Origin of the sequence: Evansella sp. AB-P1 (assembly GCF_029688925.1) — a bacterium.
In the GTDB taxonomy this organism is placed as follows: Bacteria; Bacillota; Bacilli; order Bacillales; family Salisediminibacteriaceae; genus Evansella.
This window is the reverse complement of the sequence record NZ_JARUKY010000013.1, coordinates 54,741-75,788: the sequence shown is the minus strand read 5'-3', so window position 1 is coordinate 75,788 and position 21,048 is coordinate 54,741. Positions and strand designations below refer to the sequence as shown.

The following is a 21,048-nucleotide window of genomic DNA, read 5'->3' as shown; positions in this document are numbered from 1 at the left end:
GACACCTTCAAAGGTGTCTTTTTTTATCTTACACTAAAGTTTTAAAAACATAGCTTACTTTCTCATAACTCATCCTATCTTCATAAAATCGGTGGGCATCTGTACGTTTTAATCCAGATGACAATGCTACACATTCATATTTATTCTCTTTTGACCATTGGTGTACATAAGTAAGTAGTTTTTTGCCGTATCCTTTTGATCGGTGTTTATGATCTGTGACTAAATCACATATCCAAATAAACTTTCCATAATAAAGTGTAACCATAGGCTTGAAGCCTATTACTGCAACTATTTGTTTCTTTTCAAATAACGCAAACATCTTATATCTATCTTTTTCTTTGGCTTCTTTCACTAAATCAAGATACTGTTCCTCAAGAAGATGAGTTCGCAATTGCTTCATTACTGGATATGCTTCTACGATTTCTGTTAGTGATTGAAGTTCTTTAATTGTAAATGTATTCACTACATAAACACCTCATTTAATTTTTCGAGTAGACTTCTATGCAAGTGGGGAATTTGCACCATGGAGGATGAAAATCGTTCCAGTCGTCTAGAAAGCTATATGCGAGAACTTTCGTATTTTCAGTGTAGAAACAAAGATTTGTTTCTTCAATTGTTAGTATTCAGGCATAATATTTTCATTTGTATAGGCGATTTATGTTAAAACGGACTTTATGTCTTCTATATCGATAAAGAAAGGTAAGCTCGAAAGCAAAAAAAGCAATCAAAAGACCTGCGAAAAACGGCTGTGGGGAATTAATGTAAATAAATAATGGAATCGAAAGAACTAAGAACATACTACCTACCAACATAGGAAATATAAACATTGTTTTTCTCATACAATACACTCTCCTTCACACTAACATCATTCAGATATTTCTGTCTATTTAAATTATAACATAAAACAGTTGTGAGTTGTAATTAAATGGAATATGGTTGGCTGATAGATTAAAAATCCTTACAGAGTCTCCCTTTAGATACTAACAGTCCTTATTTTATACGCATTTTTTTATGTAGTACGTACTACATATGGAAGGGGGGAATAAAAAATGTTAAAAGTGGACGGTGTTTTTGCAGGTGGAGGAATCAAGGCATTTTCATTTGTTGGTGTAATGAGGGCATTATCTCAACGAAACATTGAATTTGAACGGCTAGCAGGAACTAGTGCTGGTTCCATTGTAGCATCTCTAATTAAAGCAGGTTATACAAGTGAAGAAATTTCACACATATTTGATCAATTAGATCTGAAAGAACTCCTCGATACAACAAATGACCAATGGATTTTTCGGTTTTATAGATGGATACGATTATATCGTTCATTAGGTATCTACAAAGGAAATAACTTAGTGGAATGGATGGATCATCTTTTAAAGCAGAAAGGAATTAGTACATTTGGCGATCTTCCACCAGGTTCCTTAAAAATGGTAGCGTCTGATGTAACAAATGGAGAAATTCTCGTTATCCCCGATGACCTCCCAAAATACGGTATAATTCCAGAAACCTTCCCTGTTGCGCAAGGTATCCGGATGAGTTGCGGACTTCCCTTCTTTTTTGAACCATATCGTCTCATAGATAATAAAGGGAAAGAGTCCTTGATCGTAGATGGTGGTGTTTTAAGCAATTTTCCTATGTGGTTATTTATGAAAGAAGCAAAAACAAAGCTAACTCGCCCAGTTCTTGGTTTTCGTTTAACCCCTCCTGCAAATAAAATTCAAGCTAGAGAGGCTAATAATGCCTTCACACTGCTACAAGCAATGTTTGATACGATGAGAAATGCCCATGATCAGAGATATATTTCAAAAACACATGCCAAAAACATAGTCTTTATACCTGTAAATGATATTTCAACGACGCAGTTCTCTATATCAGAAAAAGACAAAAATGAATTAATGGAAATAGGTGAAAAAAGTACATTGAAATTTTTAAAAAATTGGACATATTAAGAGATTTTGTCTACCCTGAAAATAGCTGTTATCAAACTTAATAGTATTAGCAAATAAAGGGCAGGTTAATCATTCGTTATATCCCACTTCGCTTTCACTACAAGGGTGTAAGTGCGACATCTGCTCTGCTTCACTCCGTTCGCAGTGACAGTATCTTCTTTACCGCGGCAACGCCTCAGCCTCACACTTCGCACACTGTACCGAAGTGCGGGGTCTTCACCTGTTGCTGTTCCCGCAGGAGTCTCGTAGGATTCCACTCATTCCAATTGGATTAAAAAATTTTCATCCTCCATGGTGCAAATGTCATTTGCATGGGCGGGTAACCCAAAAGTTCAAAGCCGAGTTAGAAGACTCGGCTTTTTGTTTTTCTTTCATATATTTTAAATAAGATCAAAAGAATGGGGACAAAAAAAGTAATCCATAAACCAATAACAATACCAGTCGTAAGTTCAGTAAATGGTATCCATGATTGAATAAAGCGGTCAGTTCCAAAGAAAAGAATAATTCCTAAAGCACCAATGAGAAAAGCACCAGTTCTTTTCAATATACTTGTCTTAGATATCTTCATTCGGACTTTAAAAACTTCTAAAGCAACTCCAATACCACTCCCTAATAAAATACCAGGATAAATCAAATACAATTCTGAAGGAAATATAATAGCAGCTAAAAATAATGGAAAAAGTATAGCGGACACAAATAGGTATGGTTCGGGCATTGCACCAATCCAATCCAATGTTCGATAGAAAGTATAAATAATAAATCCACCGATAAGAATCCCACCAATAATAGAAAAAATATGTGTTTCAGTCAAGATAACTAATAATAAGCTCATAAGTACTGGTGGTGTTAGGCATAAGAGAACATGCAAACGAGAACGAGCTAAAGGAATAAAAAAAGCAAATAATGTCATTGTCGTTTGGACATTTGGTTGTGTGATAGGTAGTAATTCATCATTTGTGTACATGTATGGAAAGTAAAGGGTAATAATATGGGCAATAGACATTGATAATAATGTTAAATACAGTACTTGAAATCCTAAACGCATATGGATTGTCCAAAAGATTCCACCAACAATTAAGAGAAATAAAATAATTAACCAATCCGATTGAATGGATATTTTTACAAGGCTATCACTAAAGCTAGTCACCTGGATCGTCTCCTTCCCTTTAAAGAATAGGGAAAATAAAAGAACCAAGCATTAAAATAAAGCTCGGTTCTTCTTCTTGTTTTTCTTCCCTTCAATGACCGTTAGCTTTACATTAGATTGACGTTTAATTAGCGGTCTTGAGACTGTCTTTTTCTTATCTTTTTTCTTATTTGAAAATGGAACAGCTCGCTTAGCTGTAGGTCGGTTTGATGTGTGGGCAGCTTGACCAAAGGGTGAACGATTTCGCATAATTCTAGGTAAAATAAAGGTCTTCATAACAAAGATAAGAATTGCTACAATCCCTACAGTTACTAAAATTTGTGTGATAAAAGCCCCTGGTCTATTAAATAATTGAATTCCAATTCCTAATATTGCTAAACCAATAATCGCTAACACGAGGGGGTGGTATGAATGACGAAGCATATCGGACACCTCCTAAAATATATTTTTAAAACTCAGTAATATATAACATTGTTAATAAATGAAAGTAATAGATCTCTTTTGCTCTTATTTGAACTTTATTATATGAGTTAAGATCGTTAATGTTTCCTATATTGTGAGCTTTTTACAAAAACTCCTGGATACTTTTAAGTGATTGAACATACTTTATTGTATTTGTAACAATATAAGAGTACTATACAGCTTTTATCTTTGCATTTAGTGTTTATGTGTTTCTAAGTTTTCTTAATTAATTATTCTACACTGTATAATATATTCCCTTCATTAAACAGAAAGATAAATAAATTTCTATACTCCTATTATTCCCGAAATCTAATAAGAGTACACATGGTCATAGCAATTTTTATTATTGCTATAAAAAATAAAGAAGTATGAAGATTGTCTAAGTTTATTGCCTACTGCATAAACGGCTGAATAAGATTTAAATAACTGCTAATGATAGAGAAGAACTTTGTAATGTTAATACTTCTCCGGAGGTCATGTTGTTAGAATGCGTAGGAGACACTATAATTCACTACCGAACTATTAGAAATTTATATATTCAGTTTTAATAGTAAATAAAATAATGGACATACTATTTTTTGAGGTGATTAGCTTGACGAAAGAATTAGAACAATCACAGCAAGAATCAAGTACAACGTTTAATGGGACAGTAGCTCTTATTGGATTATTTGGAGGGCTTTTTTGGAGTGTAATAGGTTATGTAGCATTTTATCTAAATTTTGCTCGTGTAGGTCCTGCTTTAGCTTTAATGCCATGGGCTTTAGGAGATTGGAAAAATGGTTGGTTAGGACAGTTAGTAGGAATATTATTCATTGCAGTGGTGTCAATCCCAGTAGCATTTTTGTATCGAATGATTTTTGCAAAGATTAATAAGCCTTGGCCCGGACTTTTGTTTGGACTGAGCTTATGGGTAGTTATATTCTGGGTGTTTAATCCTATGTTTCCTGGACTTAAATCTCTTCAGCAATTAGATTTAAATACGATTATTACTACTATATGCCTTTACCTTGTATATGGTCTGTTTATTGGGTATTCAATTTCATATGAATATCATGAACGGACAGCCCATGAGAGTGAAGCTATTCAAAGCTAATGTCTTGTGTTAGAATGTTCCTTGGAGCATTCTCTTTTTTTTACAAAGATTGCTCTGCTTTCGCCTAGAGGCTCAGGGAGGGTATAACCGATGAAACTTCTAATATTAAATGGTCCTAATTTAAATCGATTAGGGAAACGAGAACCAGATGTATATGGAAGTAAAACGTTGAATGATTTAGAAAGTTTTCTTAAGAAGCATGGAGAATCTGCCAATGTTCGTGTAACAATGAAGCAATCTAATTGGGAAGGTCAAATAATTGATTGGATTCATGATGCAGAAAACTCCTATAATGGAATTATTATTAATCCAGGAGCATTTACACATTACAGCTATGCTATTAGAGATGCAGTAGCAGGTATTACACTACCTGTAGTTGAAGTACATATTTCAAACGTTCATGCACGAGAAGAGTTTAGAAAAGAATCCGTTATTGCACCAGTGTGTGTAGGTCAAATTAGTGGTTTTGGATTTGAAGGCTACTTAATGGGCATGGACTATTTTATAAGGAGGGAAGGTCATGGAACGGATTGAAAATTTAAGAAAACAATTTGAGCAACACAAAATAGATGGATTATTGATCACAAGTAATTACAATCGTAGGTATATGACTGGTTTTACTGGGACTGCAGGAGTTGCACTCATATCAGAAAATGGAGCAAAATTCATAACGGATTTCAGATACGTTGAACAAGCTCAAAATCAAGCAGTTGGTTTTGACATTGTCCAGCATACCAGACCTATTCATGAAGAGATTGCTGAGCAAGTAAAAGCTTTAAATATTCAGCAATTAGGTTTTGAAAAGGATCACGTAACATATAGTTTGTTTGATACATATAGCAATACAATCTCTGCAAATTTAGTTCCTGTAAGTGGTTTAGTAGAGAAAATGAGACTAATAAAAGATGCATCTGAATTATCTACTATTCGAGAAGCAGTGGAAATTGCTGATGCAGCGTTCACTCATATCCTTGACTATATTCGTCCTGGTGTTCGAGAAATTGAAGTATCTAATGAGCTTGAATTTTTCATGAGAAAAAAAGGAGCTGTTTCTTCCTCCTTTGATATTATTGTTGCCTCAGGTAGTCGATCTGCCCTCCCCCATGGAGTAGCAACAGATAAAGTAATTGAAAATGGGGAATTGGTAACACTTGATTTTGGAGCCTACTATAAAGGGTATTGCTCTGATATTACTCGAACAGTTGCAGTAGGTACTCCTAGCGACGAATTAAAGAAGATTTATACAACTGTTTTAGAAGCACAGTTAAAAGGGGTAGAGGGTATTAAACCTGGATTAACTGGTAAAGAAGCAGATGCACTAACGAGAGATCATATTAAAGCAAAAGGTTATGGAGATTATTTTGGACATTCAACTGGTCACGGTATGGGTCTTGAAGTTCATGAAGGTCCAGGATTATCGTTTAAATCAAATACTATATTGGAGCCAGGTATGGTAGTTACTGTAGAACCAGGTATATATATTGCTGGACTCGGTGGCACACGTATTGAGGACGATATTGTTATTACGGAAGATGGTAACGGAATATTATCTTCTTCAACAAAAGAATTAATCATCTTAGGAGAATAATTTTACAGGGGGATTTATAATGATTTCAGTTAACGATTTTAAGACAGGCTTAACAATTGAAGTAGATGGTGGAATTTGGCAAGTAATCGAGTTCCAGCACGTAAAACCAGGGAAAGGTGCTGCATTCGTTCGTAGTAAGCTACGTAATATGCGTAATGGAAGCATACAAGAGAAAACATTCCGTGCAGGAGAAAAAGTGGCAAAAGCTCATTTAGAAAATCGTAAAATGCAATATTTATATTCAAGTGGAGATATGCATACATTCATGGATAACCAATCATTTGAGCAATTAGAGTTACCAACAGCACAGCTTACAGAGCAGTTAAAGTATTTGAAGGAAAATATGGAGGTTCAAGTGATGACATTCCAAGGGGAAACACTTGGAGTGGAAGTTCCAAATACAGTAGAATTGACAGTAACTGAAACGGAGCCAGGAATTAAGGGAGATACTGCTTCTGGTGGATCAAAGCCAGCTACAGTAGAAACGGGATTAATCGTGCAAGTACCTTTCTTTGTAAACCAAGGAGATGTACTTGTTGTTGATACTCGAAACGGCACATATGTTTCACGAGCTTAATTAAATTACAAATCGTTAACCACCCAAAATCACACCATGTGATTTTGGGTGGTTTTTTGTTTGGCTCTGTTAAATTATGTTGATTTTTGCTGCTGTGTGCTTAAATTCCACCTAATAGAATCCCACGCCCTGTGGGCAACGTCGTAATGTGGCCGTCCTAGCTTCGGCAATGCTTCAGTTATCGAGAGCTATGATGTCAAAATACGTAGATATCCAGTTAAGCTGCTATTAGTGATTGAAAACATTTTTAAAGAATTATGGATATATCCTTTCTCTTAGTCATAAATAACTCTAAATTTCATATATTCTCAATAGATAAACCTGTCCCAATGATTTTTGAGGAGGAATTAATATGAAAGAAGTGCTACAAGTGCTTCCAGAATCGGTTAGAAAGCTTACATTCTCGTTACCTTCAAATGTAATGAATGAAATAGAAGAAATTAGACTTCGAGTTAACCGACCAATAGAAGTACGAACGCATACAAAAACATATGTCCTTCGGGAACAATCCACTCCTATTATTTTTTCTGAGGGGGATGGAGCACTGATGATGAGCTTATTAAGTCAACATTCCGTATACAGACTAGAAGAAGAACTAAAACGAGGCTACATCACAATATCTGGAGGACATCGTGTTGGACTAGCTGGAAGAGTAGTCATGAACAAAGGGGAAGTTAAGGGAATTCGAGACATCAGCTCTTTTAACATTAGAATTGCCCGTCAAAAAAAAGGAGTAGCAAAAAAGTTTCTTTCTCAAATTCAGTATAGGGGCAGTTGGTGTCACACTTTAATAGTTGGTCCTCCTAAGTCTGGTAAAACAACGCTATTACGGGATCTTGCACGAGAAATAAGTATTGGAACCTCAACACCAGTACGTCCAATGAATGTAGGAATCATTGACGAAAGATCTGAAATAGCTGGATCAGTAAAGGGAGTTCCACAACATGACTTTGGTGTGAAGGTAGATATTTTAGATGCTTGTCCAAAGGCTGAAGGATTAATGATGATGATTCGTTCTATGAGTCCTGAGGTATTAGTTGTTGATGAAATAGGACGAAAAGAGGATGGGGATGCAATTATGGAAGCTGTCCATGCTGGTGTGACTATTTTTGCTTCTGTTCACGGAGAAAACCTCGATGATGTCATGCGAAGACCAACGATTTCACACTTATTCCAGCAAGGTTTTTTTCAACGGGCTATTGAATTAAATGCCTCTACGAAAAAAGGTGTGGTCCGAAAACTGGAAAGTGATCAAAAAACGTCAATAGGAAAGATCAGATTATGAAGTTAGTTGGGGCAATATTAATTCTCATAACAACTACTATCGTTGGGTGGGAATATTCTAGTAGACTTTCGAGGCGAACAAAGCAAATAAGATATTTAAAAATTGCTTTTGAAGCATTAGAAACAGAAATGGTCTTTGGAATGACTCCGTTACCATATGCGTGTGAAAAAGTAAGCTATCAGCTTATTTCTCCTTTAAAGTCTCTTTTTACAAATGTGGCAAAAAGACTAAAGGAGGAAGAAAATTCAGCACAAGAGATTTGGTGTTCATCAGTAAAGTCTTGGAAAAATAAAACTGATTTAAGTGAAGCGGAAATAAATATCTTATTACAATTTGGACAAACGTTAGGTCAACAAGACTTAGAAGGTCAGAGAAAGCAAATAAGATTAGCTATTTCTTATTTTGATCAAGAGGAAAAGCAAGCTGTTGAATCACAACAAAAATTCGAGTCCATGTATAAAAGTTTAGGCTTTCTTGGAGGAGTATTAATTGTGATTATCATGCTGTGATTAAGCAGGGGGGGTAAACCTTGAATTATGATGTGAGTTTAATCTTTCAAATCGCTGGTGTAGGAATTGTTGTTGCAATGATTCACACCGTATTAAAGCAAATGGGTAAGGAAGAGATAGCAAATTGGGTGACTTTAATTGCATTTGTTGTCGTTTTATATATGGTGGCAACGGTTGTTGATGATTTATTCCAAAAGATTCGTAGTGTATTCCTTTTCCAAAGCTGATGGGAGTGGTGACTTATTGAAATCATCCAAATTGTCGGCTTAGGCTTGATTGCAACATTTTTAGCCTTGGTGGTTAAAGAGCATAAACCTATTTTTGCATTTTTACTTACTGTTCTTGTTGGTGTAATTATCTTTATATTCCTGATTGATCAGATTGCTTTGATCATCAATATGCTAGAAGAGTTAGCAACAAGAGCCAATATCAATCTGGTATACGTACAGACGGTATTAAAAATTATTGGTATTGCTTACATTGCAGAATTTGGTGCTCAAATTGCGAAGGATGCAGGGCAAGGAGCAATGGCATCAAAAATTGAACTAGCCGGAAAGGTTTTAATTATGGTCATGGCCATTCCGATTATATCTGTCATTATAGAGACTATTATTAATTTAATTCCTAACTATTAGGAGGGAGAATATATGAAAATCTTGTCCTCACTATTCGTCATAATCACAATATTTATTCTCCTTCCATTTTCTGTTTTTGCTGAAGAAGAGGGACCTGTTGAGCAGGACGAGCTTATTGAAAGACAATTAGAAAGGTTAGGGATAGAAGAAATTGGTCAGTACTGGGATGATATTTTACATGAATATGAAGGGTTTTTACCTGAAAGTCAGCGTGGTAGCTTTATGGATTTCGTTAGGGGAGACAAGCAGTTTTCTATAAGTGCGTGGATATCAGGTTTATTAAAATACCTATTTCATGAGATATTTGCAAATGGAATGTTGTTGGGAACACTTGTAATCTTATCCGTTTTCAGTATGATCCTTGCTCAGCTACAGCAAGCCTTTGAAAAACATTCTATTAGTAAAGTAGCCTATGCCATTACGTATATGGTTTTGCTCATTATTGCATTAAATAGTTTTCATATAGGGATGGAATTTACACAAAAAACAATTAATACGATGAGCAATTTTATGGTTTCAATCGTTCCAATGCTACTCGTTTTAATGGCTTCATCAGGAAGTGTTACTTCAGTTGCATTATTTCATCCAATAGTAATGTTCTTAGTCCATTCAAGTGGTATATTTGTCCAATTTATAGTGTTACCTCTTCTATTTCTCTCAACATTACTTTTTATTGTGAGTACAATGACAGATCATTATAAAGTTACAAAGCTTGCTGAGTTTTTACGTAATATTGCTGTGGGAAGCTTAGGGGTATTCCTCACTGTTTTCTTAGGAGTTCTATCTGTGCAAGGAGCTACCGCAGCTGTAGCCGATGGTATAGCCATTCGAACGGCTAAGTTTGTAACAGGAAATTTTGTTCCTGTTGTTGGTCGTATGTTTACAGATGCAGCAGATACAGTCATGGGTGCTTCTGTATTGTTAAAAAATACAGTGGGTGTCGTTGGACTTGCTATCCTTCTTCTTATTTGTATTTTTCCAGCACTAAAGGTGTTTGCACTAGCCATTATATATTCCTTTACAGCAGCAATACTTCAGCCACTAGGTGGTGGACCTATCATTCAATGCTTATCAATTATTGGAAAATCAATGATTTTTGTTTTTGCAGCATTGGCTGCGGTTTCGATCATGTTTTTTCTTTCTATTACAATAATCATTATTTCAGGTAACTTATCTTTAATGATGAGATAAATAAAAACGTAATAAGGAAATGGATTCCATTGATAACAGTCTTTTTTAGAAAAAGTGGGAGGGGGAGCATGAGATGAGTATGATAACAGCTTGGATAACGAATATTATTTTATTAATCTTATTTGCATCAATCTTAGAATTACTGTTACCAAACTCAAAAATGCAACGTTATGTAAAATTAGTCGTTGGACTAATGCTACTCATGGTCATGTTACAACCACTTCTTTCGGTTTTTCAAATGGATCCTGATGAATGGTTAAACGATTTATCCTCATGGACGAATGAAGCTTCTATAGGCGAAACAAGATCGATGGAAACGGTTCAAATAGATGTAGAAAAAGAATATTTAGCTTCTATATCTGAACAGATGGCTCCACAATTAAAAAATCAGGTGGCAGATGAATTTGAAGATAGATTTGGTGTTGTAATTGTAGATGTATCTTTAGAGTTTACTTACTTCCAGGAAGATGAAGATTTATTAGATAGTCTAGGCCAGGTTTATGTTATAGCTGGAAATAAAGAGGAAGTTATTGATGGTGACGGTAGTAATGAAGTTAGGATCATTAAGATTGATGATATTTATATTAAAAGAGAGCAACTAGAGCAAAGTGATCATGAAAATGATAATGAATTCAATGAAATGGTTAATTTTTTGTCTGAAGAATGGGCTATCCCTAAAGAAAAAATTGTTTATCAAATGATAAGTAATGATGACTAATGATGATTCAATAAAGTGATTAACATGCCACTAATTCATCATCCAAAAATCAAAAAAATAAATTGTTACAAAGGATATAAAGAAAATAGATATAGAATTGGGACATCCTGCATATATTTCAGAACAAGTGGCTGTCCAAATAGATAAAAAAACATGAATAGGTTTTAAAAAGTTTTAGAAGGTGGTGTATAGAACTGTTAACAATTAATTTTAACTAATTTTACTTTCATGCCTTTCAAACGTGTATTTCTACAAAGTTTCTAAAGAAAAGGAGATATAGAAATAGTAATACTTCACCAGGTTACGTAAATTTTATATTTTTTTCTGAAAAAATGGTCCAGGCCATGCTTGTACACGTTTAGGTGAAAGGAGGTAGGGAAATATGGCTGATAATAAACAAGATTCAAGTTGGTTTAAATCTTTCACAATGAAAAGTTCAGGCAAGAAACTTAATATTAAATACTTATTTTTATTACTTCTCATAGGTGTGTTTTTTATGATCATTGGGAATGTCCTTCAATCAGACGACGAACCATCTAGTACAATACCAGTCTTGTCTGAAGAAGAGGAAGAACCAGCTTCTGAAGTATTTATGTCAGATGATAAGCCAGAGGAAATATCCTCCATGTCAGAATATGAGTCCTTTTATGAAAGACAGCTTGAAAGAGCATTAGAACAAGTAGTAGGGGTTTCAGACGTTACTGTCGTTGTTAATTTAGCAGAAACAGAAAGAGTCGTCTATCAAAAAAACCAAAATATAAAGGAACAAATAACGGATGAAACAGATCGTGAAGGGGGGACAAGGGAGGTTCAGGACAAAACGAAGGATGAACAAGTTGTTATTATCCGTAACGGAGATAGAGAGGAAGCGTTAGTGGTTAAAACAGAAAAACCTGACATTCGTGGTGTATTAGTAGTTGCTAATGGGGTGGAGAACATTCAAGTAAAAACATGGATTGTTGAAGCAGTTAGTCGTGTTTTGGATGTACCATCTCATCGAGTTTCTGTGTTACCTAAGAAATCTAAGGGGGAATAGTTTATGGTACTTAAACGTCAAACAGTATGGTTACTTACTATGTTGAGTCTTATCATTGTCCTATCCGTTTACTATATCAATATGGATCCTAATCAAAACCAAGGTGCTATGGGAGATAATGAGCAAAGTGATGAAAATGAGGGTGATGATGTAGGATTAGATATGGAGTTAGGAGATGATGAAGAAGTACAGTTTATTGATTTAGGAGATATTACAGAAGTGACTGGGAGTGGATCTACCTTATCTAATATGACGGTAGAAGAATATTTTGATACAATTCGCTTACAAAGAACGGATAATAAAAATCGTTTAAGTGAAGAGTATTTAAATGTATTTAATTCAACAGGGACAACAGCAGAAGCACAAGTTGAGCTCTTAGATAAATATGATAATCTCCATAGTTTATCTCAAAAAGAAGAAATGCTTGAAACGTTACTTCGATCAAAGGGTTATGAGGATGCATTAGTCATTGCTGATGAAAATGATGTGAAGGTATATGTAAAAGCAGATGAATTATCTCGAGCAGAAGCTGTTGAAATTTTAAACCTTTCTAGAGATCAGCTAGGTGTTGAAGATATTCGTGTTGGCTTTCAATCAGATAATTAATTTTTAGTATAAAGGGATAGAGGGAGCCTCAAGGAGTTTATTTCCTAGTTTGAGGACTCCCTATATTTATTCACTAGGTTAAAGTTGCAGGATGTTGGTAACTATATTTAAGGGTAAGTTTTTTGATAGTAAGTTGAAGCATGATTTTATTTACTGATAATGCTATAATAAGCTATTGTATAGAAAAAGAACAAATTAGGGAGATTCCAATATTGATGGAATAAACAAAAATTAAATTCAATGAGTTGAGATATTTACTCATTGAAGATCGATAGCTTTGATTTCGAAAAGAAATAGTGATAAGGGAGAGATTAATAATGGAATGGTCCGAATTAACAGAAGGCGCCAAAGCGGTTTTGGAACAGACGAGAAATATAAAGAATGATAAAATTCAAATTGTTGAATTTGAAATTGGTTTCGAACAAAATGAGGAAGCTGCAGGAGATAGTGAGCCTATTTCTATTCAGGAAGAGGATTATCAAAGCTTAAAGCGCTTTACACAAGAAAACGAATATGGTGATAAGTATCATATGGCTAGAAATAAGAATATAGTTAAAATTATTTTACTAGATACTGGGAAAATTCCAGATAACCTATCCGAAATACCTGTATTTCGTGAATATAAAAATGGATAAAGCATCGTAAGTACATAACTATACTTAACTTAAGATATAGCCTTTTTTTATGAATTTTCATGAAGAAGGCTTTTTGTATAAAGGTTACACTGTATTACATCAATAACAAATGAAATATGTTTAGTAATTATATAAAAAAAGGTTTCCATTTCTAATTTTTTGATGTAGCATATTTTTAGGACTAACTCATAAGACGACACAACAAAATTTTGAGTATTCATTATTCTTTTATAATGGCCCTTAAACAATTGTACCTTTATTAGAGGAGTGAAAAAAATGTTAAAAATTCAAGAAATTCGTGAACTAATTAATTTAATTGATCAATCCAGTATTGAAGAATTTAAATTTGAACAAAACGGTTCAAAAGTAACGATAAGAAAGCAATTAAAAAGTCAGTTGAAAAATCAAGTGGAAACAACAAGAGTTGTGGCAGCCCCTCCAACTATGAATGTAAATGAGCAAGGGGATATACAGCAAGTAGCTGTTAATGAAGTGTCAAATCAAAAGGAAGAAACGAAAGAAGCAGCTGTAAAAGGAAATGAAAATTATCATGCAATTACGTCCCCAATGGTTGGAACGTTTTATGTTGCACCGTCACCAGATTCAGCTCCATATGTAGCTGTTGGAGATAAGGTAAAAGAAGATTCCGTCGTTTGTATCGTGGAAGCGATGAAGTTAATGAATGAAATTGAATCTGAAATTAAAGGTGAAATCGTTGAAGTACTTGTGGAAAATGGGCAATTAGTAGAATATGGTCAAGAATTATTTTTAGTCAAACCGGAGTAGGGGATGGAAACTATGATAAAGAAGGTATTAATTGCGAACAGAGGGGAGATAGCTGTTCGAATTATTCGTGCGTGTAAAGAACTAAACATTGAAACAGTTGCCGTCTATTCAGAAGCGGATAGTGACTCTCTTCATGTTCGTCTTGCAGATGAAGCGTATTGTATTGGTCCAACACCATCCACGGGCAGCTATTTAAATTTTACTAATATTATGAGTGTTGCTACATTAACACAAGTAGATGCCATTCATCCAGGGTATGGTTTTCTCTCTGAAAATGCGGACTTTGCAGAGATATGTAATGAATGTAATATTACTTTTATCGGTCCAACACCGGATGCTATAAATCAAATGGGAACAAAGGATGTAGCTCGAACAACTATGAAGAAAGCTGGTGTTCCAGTTGTTCCAGGTTCGGAAGGTATTATTCAAGATATTGATGAAGGAATTAAAATCGCAGAGGAAATAGGATACCCTGTCATTATAAAAGCTACTGCTGGTGGTGGTGGAAAAGGTATTCGAGTTGCAAGAGATGAAGGAGAGTTAAAGAAAGGAATTTCAGTTACTCAAAAAGAAGCTCAAGCAAACTTCGGTAACTCAGGCGTATATTTAGAAAAATTTATTGAGGACTTCCGACATGTTGAAATTCAAGTTCTAGCTGATACACATGGGAATGTTATTCATTTAGGGGAACGAGATTGTACGATACAACGAAGACTTCAAAAGCTAGTTGAAGAAACACCATCTCCTGCAATAAATGATGCTAAAAGAAAAGAAATGGGAGATGCATCCGTAAAAGCTGCATTAGCTGTAAACTATGTAGGAGCAGGCACGATAGAATTTATCTATGATCATAACAATGGTAACTTCTATTTCATGGAAATGAACACTCGAATTCAAGTAGAGCATCCAGTAACTGAAATGGTTACAGGAATTGATTTAATAAAAGAGCAAATATTGGTAGCGTCTGGAAAAAAGCTTTCCTATACTCAAGCTGAAGTTACTTTTAACGGATGGTCTATTGAATGTAGGATAAATGCAGAAAATCCTGATAAAAATTTCATGCCTTCTCCAGGTGAGATAACGATGTATTTAGCACCAGGTGGATACGGTGTTCGCATAGATAGTGCTGCTTTTCCTGGTTACGTTATTCCTCCATACTATGATTCAATGATTGCAAAATTGATAACTCATGGTGAAACGAGGGAAGAAGCTATAGCAAAAATGAAGCGAGCTTTAAATGAATTTGTTATTGAAGGAGTAGAAACAACAATTCCATTTCATATTCGTTTATTTAATCATGAAGTTTTTGTTGGTGGTGACTTTAATACAAAATTTTTGGAACAATATTCTTTAAAGCCAAGTATAGAAGAGTAGTATTTCAAAGGAGGAGTCAACATGAAAGAGAATCATTTAATTCACTTAGAAGACGACAAAGATGAATTAGGTAAAGTAGAAATTTCTCCAGAAGTCATTGAAGTAATTGCAGGTTTAGCAGCCACTGAAGTGGATGGAGTAGGGACAATGAGAGGGAACTTTGCATCTGGAGTTGCAGAACGGTTTAGTAAGAAAAGCAATCATGGTAAAGGTGTCAAAGTAGAATTGAAAGATGAGGGAATTGTTGTTGATGTATTTGTTTTAATCAATTATGGTGTATCAATTCCTGAAGTTTGTAAGAAAATACAAGAGAATATTTTTCAAACATTACAAAACATGACTGCAATTACATTACAAGAAGTAAATGTACACGTAGTTGGTGTACAATTAGAACAATCTAAACCAGAAGTAGAACAGAAAAAAGAAATCAAAACACAGTAAACACTCTCACCCTACCATCTATAGAGGAACAGTATTTCCATAAGAGAAGGTGTCTAAAGGACCAATATTGGTCCTTTAGATCCCTTCTTTTTTATTTGGCGCACATAACAAAGTTTGTATTTATTCCTGAGGTGAAAGCGAAGTGGAGTGTAACGAATGAATAGTATATATTGAACAATTTTCAGGTTGCATGTGTTAACTTAACTTCTTATGAGTGATTTTCATTGCTATTAAGAATTGATATACTATTTCTATAAGAGGATGTTCAAAAAGTCCGGGAAAAATATCTGTTGAATCTCTGCGTTGGCTTGCTTTTCCGTTCCTCACGTATTAAAAGCATACGCTGTGGTACTCAAAGCTACGCCGCCTTGATCTTTCGACGCACAGGACGTGCTAGTGTCGGCGTTGCAACAGGACGTTGTGACTTTAGCCGACTCGGCTATTTTTACCCTCCTTTTTGAACACGCACTATAATGGAATATTCCTTTAGTCAGCCTGTCTTTAGAAGGAAATTTGTGCTATTATCAAGTTTAAAAGGAGTAATTTAGCTAAAAAGGAAAGAAACTATTTATACGATATAATGCCGTAAATGCGGTAGCCACATATATAAAAAGTTTAAGGGGTCGTTTAAATGAATCGAAGAGTAGCACGAATAAAAACAGTTCAATCTCTTTACCAGATTGAGATGACAGGAGCAAACCCAGATGATGCAATAGAGACTGTGATGGAAGAGGGAGAGGAAAAATCTACGTTCCTAACAACTCTTGTTCACGGTACTCTGGAAAACCTGAAAGAAATAGATGCATTACTGGAAACAGCATTAAAGAATTGGTCATTAACAAGAATATCGCGAGTTGATCGAGCTATTTTAAGAATGGCTACATACGAAATGAAATGGATGGACGATGTTCCAATCAATGTTAGTATCAATGAGGCAATTGATCTTGCAAAAGGCTTTAGTGTTGACGAAGAGCCAGGGAAATTCGTAAATGGTGTTCTATCAAATTTGGCTAAATCTCTCTAAAGAAATAGGTAGATTTTCGAAAGAGCAAGAAACATATAAAATAGAAGTAACTTTACTATAAGGAGGAGAATGCTTGTGACTGCAATAATTATTTCTGGAAAAGAGTTAGCACAAGAAAAACGACTAAAAATGAAGGTGGAAGTTGAAGAACTTGTTTCTAAAGGGGTTAAACCTGGACTTGCAGTAATATTAGTTGGTGATGATCCTGCATCACAGTCTTATGTAAAATCTAAGCAAAAGTCATGTAAAGAAATCGGAATTCATTCAGAATTAGATGTCTTACCTGTTGAAACTTCTGAACAGGAACTTTTAGAAAAGATTGAAATATTAAATAATGCGAAACACATTCATGGGATATTAGTTCAACTTCCTTTACCTTCTCATATATCAGAAAAAGCTGTAATTGAAGCTATTGATCCTAATAAAGATGTGGATGGTTTTCATCCGATTAATATTGGTAGAATGATGACCGGTCAAGAAGCTTTTCTTCCTTGTACTCCATATGGAATTGTAGAAATGATTAAGTCCAAAAATATTGATTTAGAAGGAAAACACGTCGTTGTTGTTGGTCGTAGTAATATTGTAGGGAAGCCTGTTGGACAACTTCTATTAAATGAAAATGCTACTGTTACTTATTGTCACTCTCGTACAAAAAATATGAAAGAATTTACACAATCTGCGGATATTTTAATTGTAGCAGTAGGAAGGGCTCATTTTATTGACAAGGAATACATAAAAGAAGGGGCAGTTGTCATTGATGTAGGAGTTAATCGGACGGAAGAAGGGAAGCTTGTAGGGGATGTTGTATTTGAGGGAGCAAAAGAGGTTGCTTCTTATATTACACCTGTTCCTGGTGGAGTAGGTCCCATGACAATTACAATGCTTCTGTATAATACGATTATCTCTGCAAAACGAACCATGTAATTGTTCTAATCTCTCAGAATGAATGAAGGAGAATATAAATGCGACAAGACTATATGTCAGTGAGTGATTTAACGAGACGGATCAAACGTTTAATTGATCAAGATTCCATCCTTCAGAATGTTTGGTTAAGAGCTGAAATATCTAATTTTAAACAACACTCTCGCGGCCATATGTATTTCACGTTAAAGGACGATAAATCACGACTTAATACTGTAATGTTTGCTGGAAATAATCGGTTTCTAACATTTCGACCGGAGAATGGGATGAGTGTTTTCGTTAGAGGCGATATATCTGTATATGAACCACAAGGTCAATATCAGTTATATGTAAAAGAGATGCAGCCTGATGGCATAGGTAATTTATATTTAGCTTATGAAGAACTTAAGAAAAAATTAGAAATAGCTGGCTATTTTTCAAGAGAGCATAAGAAAGATATACCTTTAATGCCAAAGTCTATAGCTGTTGTAACATCACCAACAGGTGCCGCTGTCCGTGATATTATTACAACAATCGAAAGAAGATACCCTATAACAAAAATAACGCTACTACCAGTTTTAGTACAAGGCCCAAATGCTCCCTCCTCGATTGCAAGAGCTATTCAGCAAGCGAACATAGCAAATACTTTTGACGTAATGATTGTAGGGCGAGGTGGGGGATCCCTAGAAGAACTATGGGCTTTTAATGAAAAAATTGTTGCAGACGCTATATTTCACTCTGTAATTCCTATAATATCAGCAGTTGGACATGAAACAGATATTACAATTAGTGATTTTGTAGCAGATTTAAGAGCACCAACACCTACTGCAGCTGCTGAATTAGCAGTACCTGATATTCAAGAAATAAAGAAGAAAATATTAGACTTGAAGAGAAGATTAATTAATGGAATGGACAGGAAGAAGGAGATTCAATACGATCAGCTTAGGTATTTAATGAAATCTTATGCCTTCCGTTATCCTCGTCAATTGTTAGAGCAAAAGGAACAGGAATTAGATCGTGTAGTTGAAACGCTAACGAAAGAAATGATGTTAAAAATTAATCGTCAGAGTGATGTTCTGCAACAGTATACTAGCCGCTTAAAAAGAGTACATCCAGAAAACAGAGTGATTGAGGAAAGAAAAAGAATTGATCAATATCGTGAATTATTAATTAAATCAATGAAGCAGTTTCTTTTTAATAAAGAAAGAAATTACTCTGTATTACTTTCTAAGCTAGATGTCCTAAGCCCCTTAAATATGATGAATAGAGGCTATAGTCTCGTATATAACGAAAATGATCAATTAGTTAAAAAAGTAAAAGATGCAAAAGTGGATACAAATATTACGATACGGGTTCAGGATGGAAGGTTGAATTGTAAAGTTCAAAACAGTACATTTGAAGAATTATCGTATGGGAAGTGGAGTGGGAAAAATGAATGAAGAGAAGGATCTTACCTTTGAACAAGCAATGAATAAGCTAGAGAATGTTGTAAGTAAGTTAGAAGAAGGGGATGTTCCATTAGAGGAAGCCATTAATATGTTTCAAGAAGGAATGAATCTCTCAAAATATTGTCATGATCGCCTAAAGCAAGTTGATAAACAGATGACTGAAGTCTTAACGGAGGATGGGGAAATCAAGCCTTTTGTTGTAGAGGAGCAATCAGAGTGACACATGACACTTTATTTTCTTTTATAGCAAAACAAAAGGAAGAAATAGATAAACGACTACCTTTCATTGTTGAATCCATTCAAGCACCAAGTCTGTTGAAGGAAGCGATGCTTTATTCCTTAAAAGCAGGTGGAAAACGTTTGAGACCAATGCTATTATTAGCAACACTTGAAGGTTATAAAAAGCCTATATCAGTTGGTTATGAGGTTGCAAGTGTAATAGAAATGATACATACGTATTCCTTGATTCATGATGATCTTCCATCTATGGATAATGACGATCTGCGGAGGGGAAAACCAACAAATCACAAAGTGTTTGGAGATGCTGTTGCCACTCTTGCTGGTGACGGACTTTTAACTTATAGCTTTCAGTACTTATCCTCATTAGACTCAATACCTAATGAAATAAAGATTGAATTAATTCATTTTATTAGCAAGGCCGCAGGACCTAGTGGCATGGTTGGTGGTCAAGTAGAGGATATATTAGGAGAGAAAAAGGCATTGTCAGTAGAGGAACTTGAGGAAATACACCATCGTAAAACTGGAGATTTATTAGCGGTCTCTGTTGAGTCTGGTGCTATATTAGCTGGTATAAACAACGAAAGTGAACGTTCTTCTTTGCATTTGTTTGCGAAGCACTTAGGGCTAGCTTTTCAGATTAAAGATGATATATTAGACATTGAAGGTGATGAACAACTACTTGGGAAACCTGTTGGTAGTGATCTAGAAAACGATAAAAGCACTTATCCAAAGTTATTAGGTATTGAAGGAGCTAAGGAAAAGCTATCATTTCATATAGAAAAAGCAAAAAAGTACTTATATGAGACAACGATGGATCATACATTATTATTAGAGCTAACTAACTATATCCATACTAGAACAAAATAAACTAACTTCCTATTTTGGTAAACTTATGCTGATTTAGGAATCGTTGTACGTTGTCTAGTTGAAATTCTTCATGTTATAATAGATCTAACGAGTGGTGCTGTATTCTAGTCAGCTCTCCGTTTTCGAAAGCGGGCCTAAAAATCCGCTAAAGGGCACATCGATGAAGTTCCTAGTTTTGGCTTGAGGCGCCCAGCTTTGGGTCCTGACTGGGAGTAAAGGCTGTAGGGCGATCCACAAAGGCATGTGGGCGATGACCCTGCAACCGCGGAGGCCTTCTGTCATTGTTCCGTTTCCCACGGATATGGTGACAAAAGGTATGAACCTGCAATGCAAGTTGGGGAACTTGCTAGCAGCGTAGCCTGCCTTGAGTGGAGTATGAGGGGATTATGAATGCTAGGTTGTATCGATTTAGCAATCATTCATATGAAATCTACTCTGCAAAAGAGGATAGAGAATGGGAAAGAGTTGTTGAGGAAAACTCCTAGGCAGTTCCACAAGGACATTTAGAGGGGATTATAGTGCGTGCTAAGTGGCAATCCAGTC

25 protein-coding genes are annotated in these 21,048 nt (G+C 35.1%); 22 read left to right on the top strand and 3 right to left on the bottom strand.

What is annotated here, in order from left to right; genetic code table 11:
* Positions 1-28: 28 nt before the first annotated feature.
* Positions 29-463, bottom strand: a complete 435-nt coding sequence (locus QA612_RS14615; RefSeq protein ID WP_278284557.1) for a GNAT family N-acetyltransferase — start codon at positions 461-463, stop codon at positions 29-31.
* Positions 464-1,049: 586 nt separating this feature from the next.
* On the opposite strand from QA612_RS14615, the gene QA612_RS14610 reads away from it, so the two are divergent.
* Positions 1,050-1,943, top strand: coding sequence for a patatin-like phospholipase family protein (locus tag QA612_RS14610; protein WP_278284556.1), 894 nt, complete (start codon positions 1,050-1,052; stop codon positions 1,941-1,943).
* A 343-nt stretch (positions 1,944-2,286) separates the two neighbouring features.
* On the opposite strand, the gene QA612_RS14605 is transcribed toward QA612_RS14610, so the two are convergent.
* On the bottom strand, positions 2,287-3,090 hold the full coding sequence (locus tag QA612_RS14605) for a hypothetical protein (RefSeq protein ID WP_278284555.1): 804 nt from the start codon (positions 3,088-3,090) through the stop codon (positions 2,287-2,289).
* 51 nt (positions 3,091-3,141) lie between these two features.
* A complete protein-coding gene (locus QA612_RS14600) occupies positions 3,142-3,513 on the bottom strand; it encodes an SA1362 family protein (protein WP_278284554.1) in 372 nt (123 codons plus the stop codon).
* A 622-nt stretch (positions 3,514-4,135) separates the two neighbouring features.
* On the opposite strand from QA612_RS14600, the gene QA612_RS14595 reads away from it, so the two are divergent.
* From QA612_RS14595 to QA612_RS14495, 21 genes are all read left to right on the top strand, one after another.
* A complete protein-coding gene (locus tag QA612_RS14595) occupies positions 4,136-4,645 on the top strand; it encodes a YqhR family membrane protein (RefSeq protein WP_278284628.1) in 510 nt (169 codons plus the stop codon).
* 90 nt (positions 4,646-4,735) lie between these two features.
* Positions 4,736-5,179, top strand: coding sequence for a type II 3-dehydroquinate dehydratase (aroQ, locus tag QA612_RS14590; protein WP_278284553.1), 444 nt, complete (start codon positions 4,736-4,738; stop codon positions 5,177-5,179).
* Positions 5,166-6,233 (top strand): M24 family metallopeptidase, encoded by a 1,068-nt coding sequence (locus QA612_RS14585; RefSeq protein ID WP_278284552.1) that lies wholly within the window; start codon positions 5,166-5,168, stop codon positions 6,231-6,233. The genes aroQ and QA612_RS14585 overlap by 14 nt, the downstream gene beginning before the upstream one ends.
* A 19-nt stretch (positions 6,234-6,252) precedes the next feature.
* A complete protein-coding gene (gene efp / locus QA612_RS14580) occupies positions 6,253-6,810 on the top strand; it encodes an elongation factor P (RefSeq protein WP_278284551.1) in 558 nt (185 codons plus the stop codon).
* Between the two features lie 352 nt (positions 6,811-7,162).
* Complete coding sequence (gene spoIIIAA / locus QA612_RS14575; RefSeq protein ID WP_278284550.1) at positions 7,163-8,095, top strand: stage III sporulation protein AA; 933 nt, start codon at positions 7,163-7,165, stop codon at positions 8,093-8,095.
* The gene (gene spoIIIAB / locus QA612_RS14570; RefSeq protein WP_278284549.1) at positions 8,092-8,604 is read left to right on the top strand and encodes a stage III sporulation protein SpoIIIAB; all 513 of its coding nucleotides are present in this window, start codon (positions 8,092-8,094) and stop codon (positions 8,602-8,604) included. Before spoIIIAA ends, spoIIIAB begins: the two co-directional genes overlap by 4 nt.
* A gap of 20 nt (positions 8,605-8,624) precedes the next feature.
* Positions 8,625-8,831 carry a stage III sporulation protein AC gene (gene spoIIIAC / locus QA612_RS14565; RefSeq protein ID WP_013488303.1) on the top strand — a complete coding sequence of 69 codons (207 nt, stop codon included), beginning with the start codon at positions 8,625-8,627 and terminating at the stop codon, positions 8,829-8,831.
* Positions 8,832-8,846: 15 nt separating this feature from the next.
* Complete coding sequence (gene spoIIIAD, locus QA612_RS14560) at positions 8,847-9,239, top strand: stage III sporulation protein AD (RefSeq protein ID WP_278284627.1); 393 nt, start codon at positions 8,847-8,849, stop codon at positions 9,237-9,239.
* Between the two features lie 12 nt (positions 9,240-9,251).
* Positions 9,252-10,430, top strand: coding sequence for a stage III sporulation protein AE (spoIIIAE, locus tag QA612_RS14555; RefSeq protein WP_278284548.1), 1,179 nt, complete (start codon positions 9,252-9,254; stop codon positions 10,428-10,430).
* Between the two features lie 73 nt (positions 10,431-10,503).
* Positions 10,504-11,148 (top strand): stage III sporulation protein AF, encoded by a 645-nt coding sequence (gene spoIIIAF / locus QA612_RS14550; protein ID WP_278284547.1) that lies wholly within the window; start codon positions 10,504-10,506, stop codon positions 11,146-11,148.
* Between the two features lie 382 nt (positions 11,149-11,530).
* Positions 11,531-12,184 carry a stage III sporulation protein AG gene (spoIIIAG, locus tag QA612_RS14545; protein ID WP_278284546.1) on the top strand — a complete coding sequence of 218 codons (654 nt, stop codon included), beginning with the start codon at positions 11,531-11,533 and terminating at the stop codon, positions 12,182-12,184.
* Positions 12,185-12,187: 3 nt separating this feature from the next.
* Positions 12,188-12,790: a SpoIIIAH-like family protein gene (locus QA612_RS14540; RefSeq protein WP_278284545.1), complete on the top strand. Its 603-nt coding sequence runs from the start codon at positions 12,188-12,190 to the stop codon at positions 12,788-12,790.
* A gap of 317 nt (positions 12,791-13,107) precedes the next feature.
* Positions 13,108-13,425 carry a hypothetical protein gene (locus QA612_RS14535; protein ID WP_278284544.1) on the top strand — a complete coding sequence of 106 codons (318 nt, stop codon included), beginning with the start codon at positions 13,108-13,110 and terminating at the stop codon, positions 13,423-13,425.
* 276 nt (positions 13,426-13,701) lie between these two features.
* Positions 13,702-14,211 carry an acetyl-CoA carboxylase biotin carboxyl carrier protein gene (accB, locus tag QA612_RS14530; protein WP_278284543.1) on the top strand — a complete coding sequence of 170 codons (510 nt, stop codon included), beginning with the start codon at positions 13,702-13,704 and terminating at the stop codon, positions 14,209-14,211.
* Between the two features lie 12 nt (positions 14,212-14,223).
* Positions 14,224-15,585 carry an acetyl-CoA carboxylase biotin carboxylase subunit gene (gene accC / locus QA612_RS14525; protein WP_278284542.1) on the top strand — a complete coding sequence of 454 codons (1,362 nt, stop codon included), beginning with the start codon at positions 14,224-14,226 and terminating at the stop codon, positions 15,583-15,585.
* 21 nt (positions 15,586-15,606) lie between these two features.
* On the top strand, positions 15,607-16,026 hold the full coding sequence (locus QA612_RS14520) for an Asp23/Gls24 family envelope stress response protein (protein ID WP_278284541.1): 420 nt from the start codon (positions 15,607-15,609) through the stop codon (positions 16,024-16,026).
* A gap of 631 nt (positions 16,027-16,657) precedes the next feature.
* Positions 16,658-17,050: a transcription antitermination factor NusB gene (nusB, locus tag QA612_RS14515; protein ID WP_278284540.1), complete on the top strand. Its 393-nt coding sequence runs from the start codon at positions 16,658-16,660 to the stop codon at positions 17,048-17,050.
* 75 nt (positions 17,051-17,125) lie between these two features.
* Positions 17,126-17,974, top strand: coding sequence for a bifunctional methylenetetrahydrofolate dehydrogenase/methenyltetrahydrofolate cyclohydrolase FolD (gene folD / locus QA612_RS14510; protein ID WP_278284539.1), 849 nt, complete (start codon positions 17,126-17,128; stop codon positions 17,972-17,974).
* 38 nt (positions 17,975-18,012) lie between these two features.
* The gene (xseA, locus tag QA612_RS14505; RefSeq protein ID WP_278284538.1) at positions 18,013-19,389 is read left to right on the top strand and encodes an exodeoxyribonuclease VII large subunit; all 1,377 of its coding nucleotides are present in this window, start codon (positions 18,013-18,015) and stop codon (positions 19,387-19,389) included.
* Positions 19,382-19,618 carry an exodeoxyribonuclease VII small subunit gene (locus QA612_RS14500; RefSeq protein WP_278284537.1) on the top strand — a complete coding sequence of 79 codons (237 nt, stop codon included), beginning with the start codon at positions 19,382-19,384 and terminating at the stop codon, positions 19,616-19,618. Before xseA ends, QA612_RS14500 begins: the two co-directional genes overlap by 8 nt.
* Positions 19,615-20,505, top strand: a complete 891-nt coding sequence (locus tag QA612_RS14495; protein ID WP_278284536.1) for a polyprenyl synthetase family protein — start codon at positions 19,615-19,617, stop codon at positions 20,503-20,505. Before QA612_RS14500 ends, QA612_RS14495 begins: the two co-directional genes overlap by 4 nt.
* Positions 20,506-21,048 lie beyond the last annotated feature (543 nt).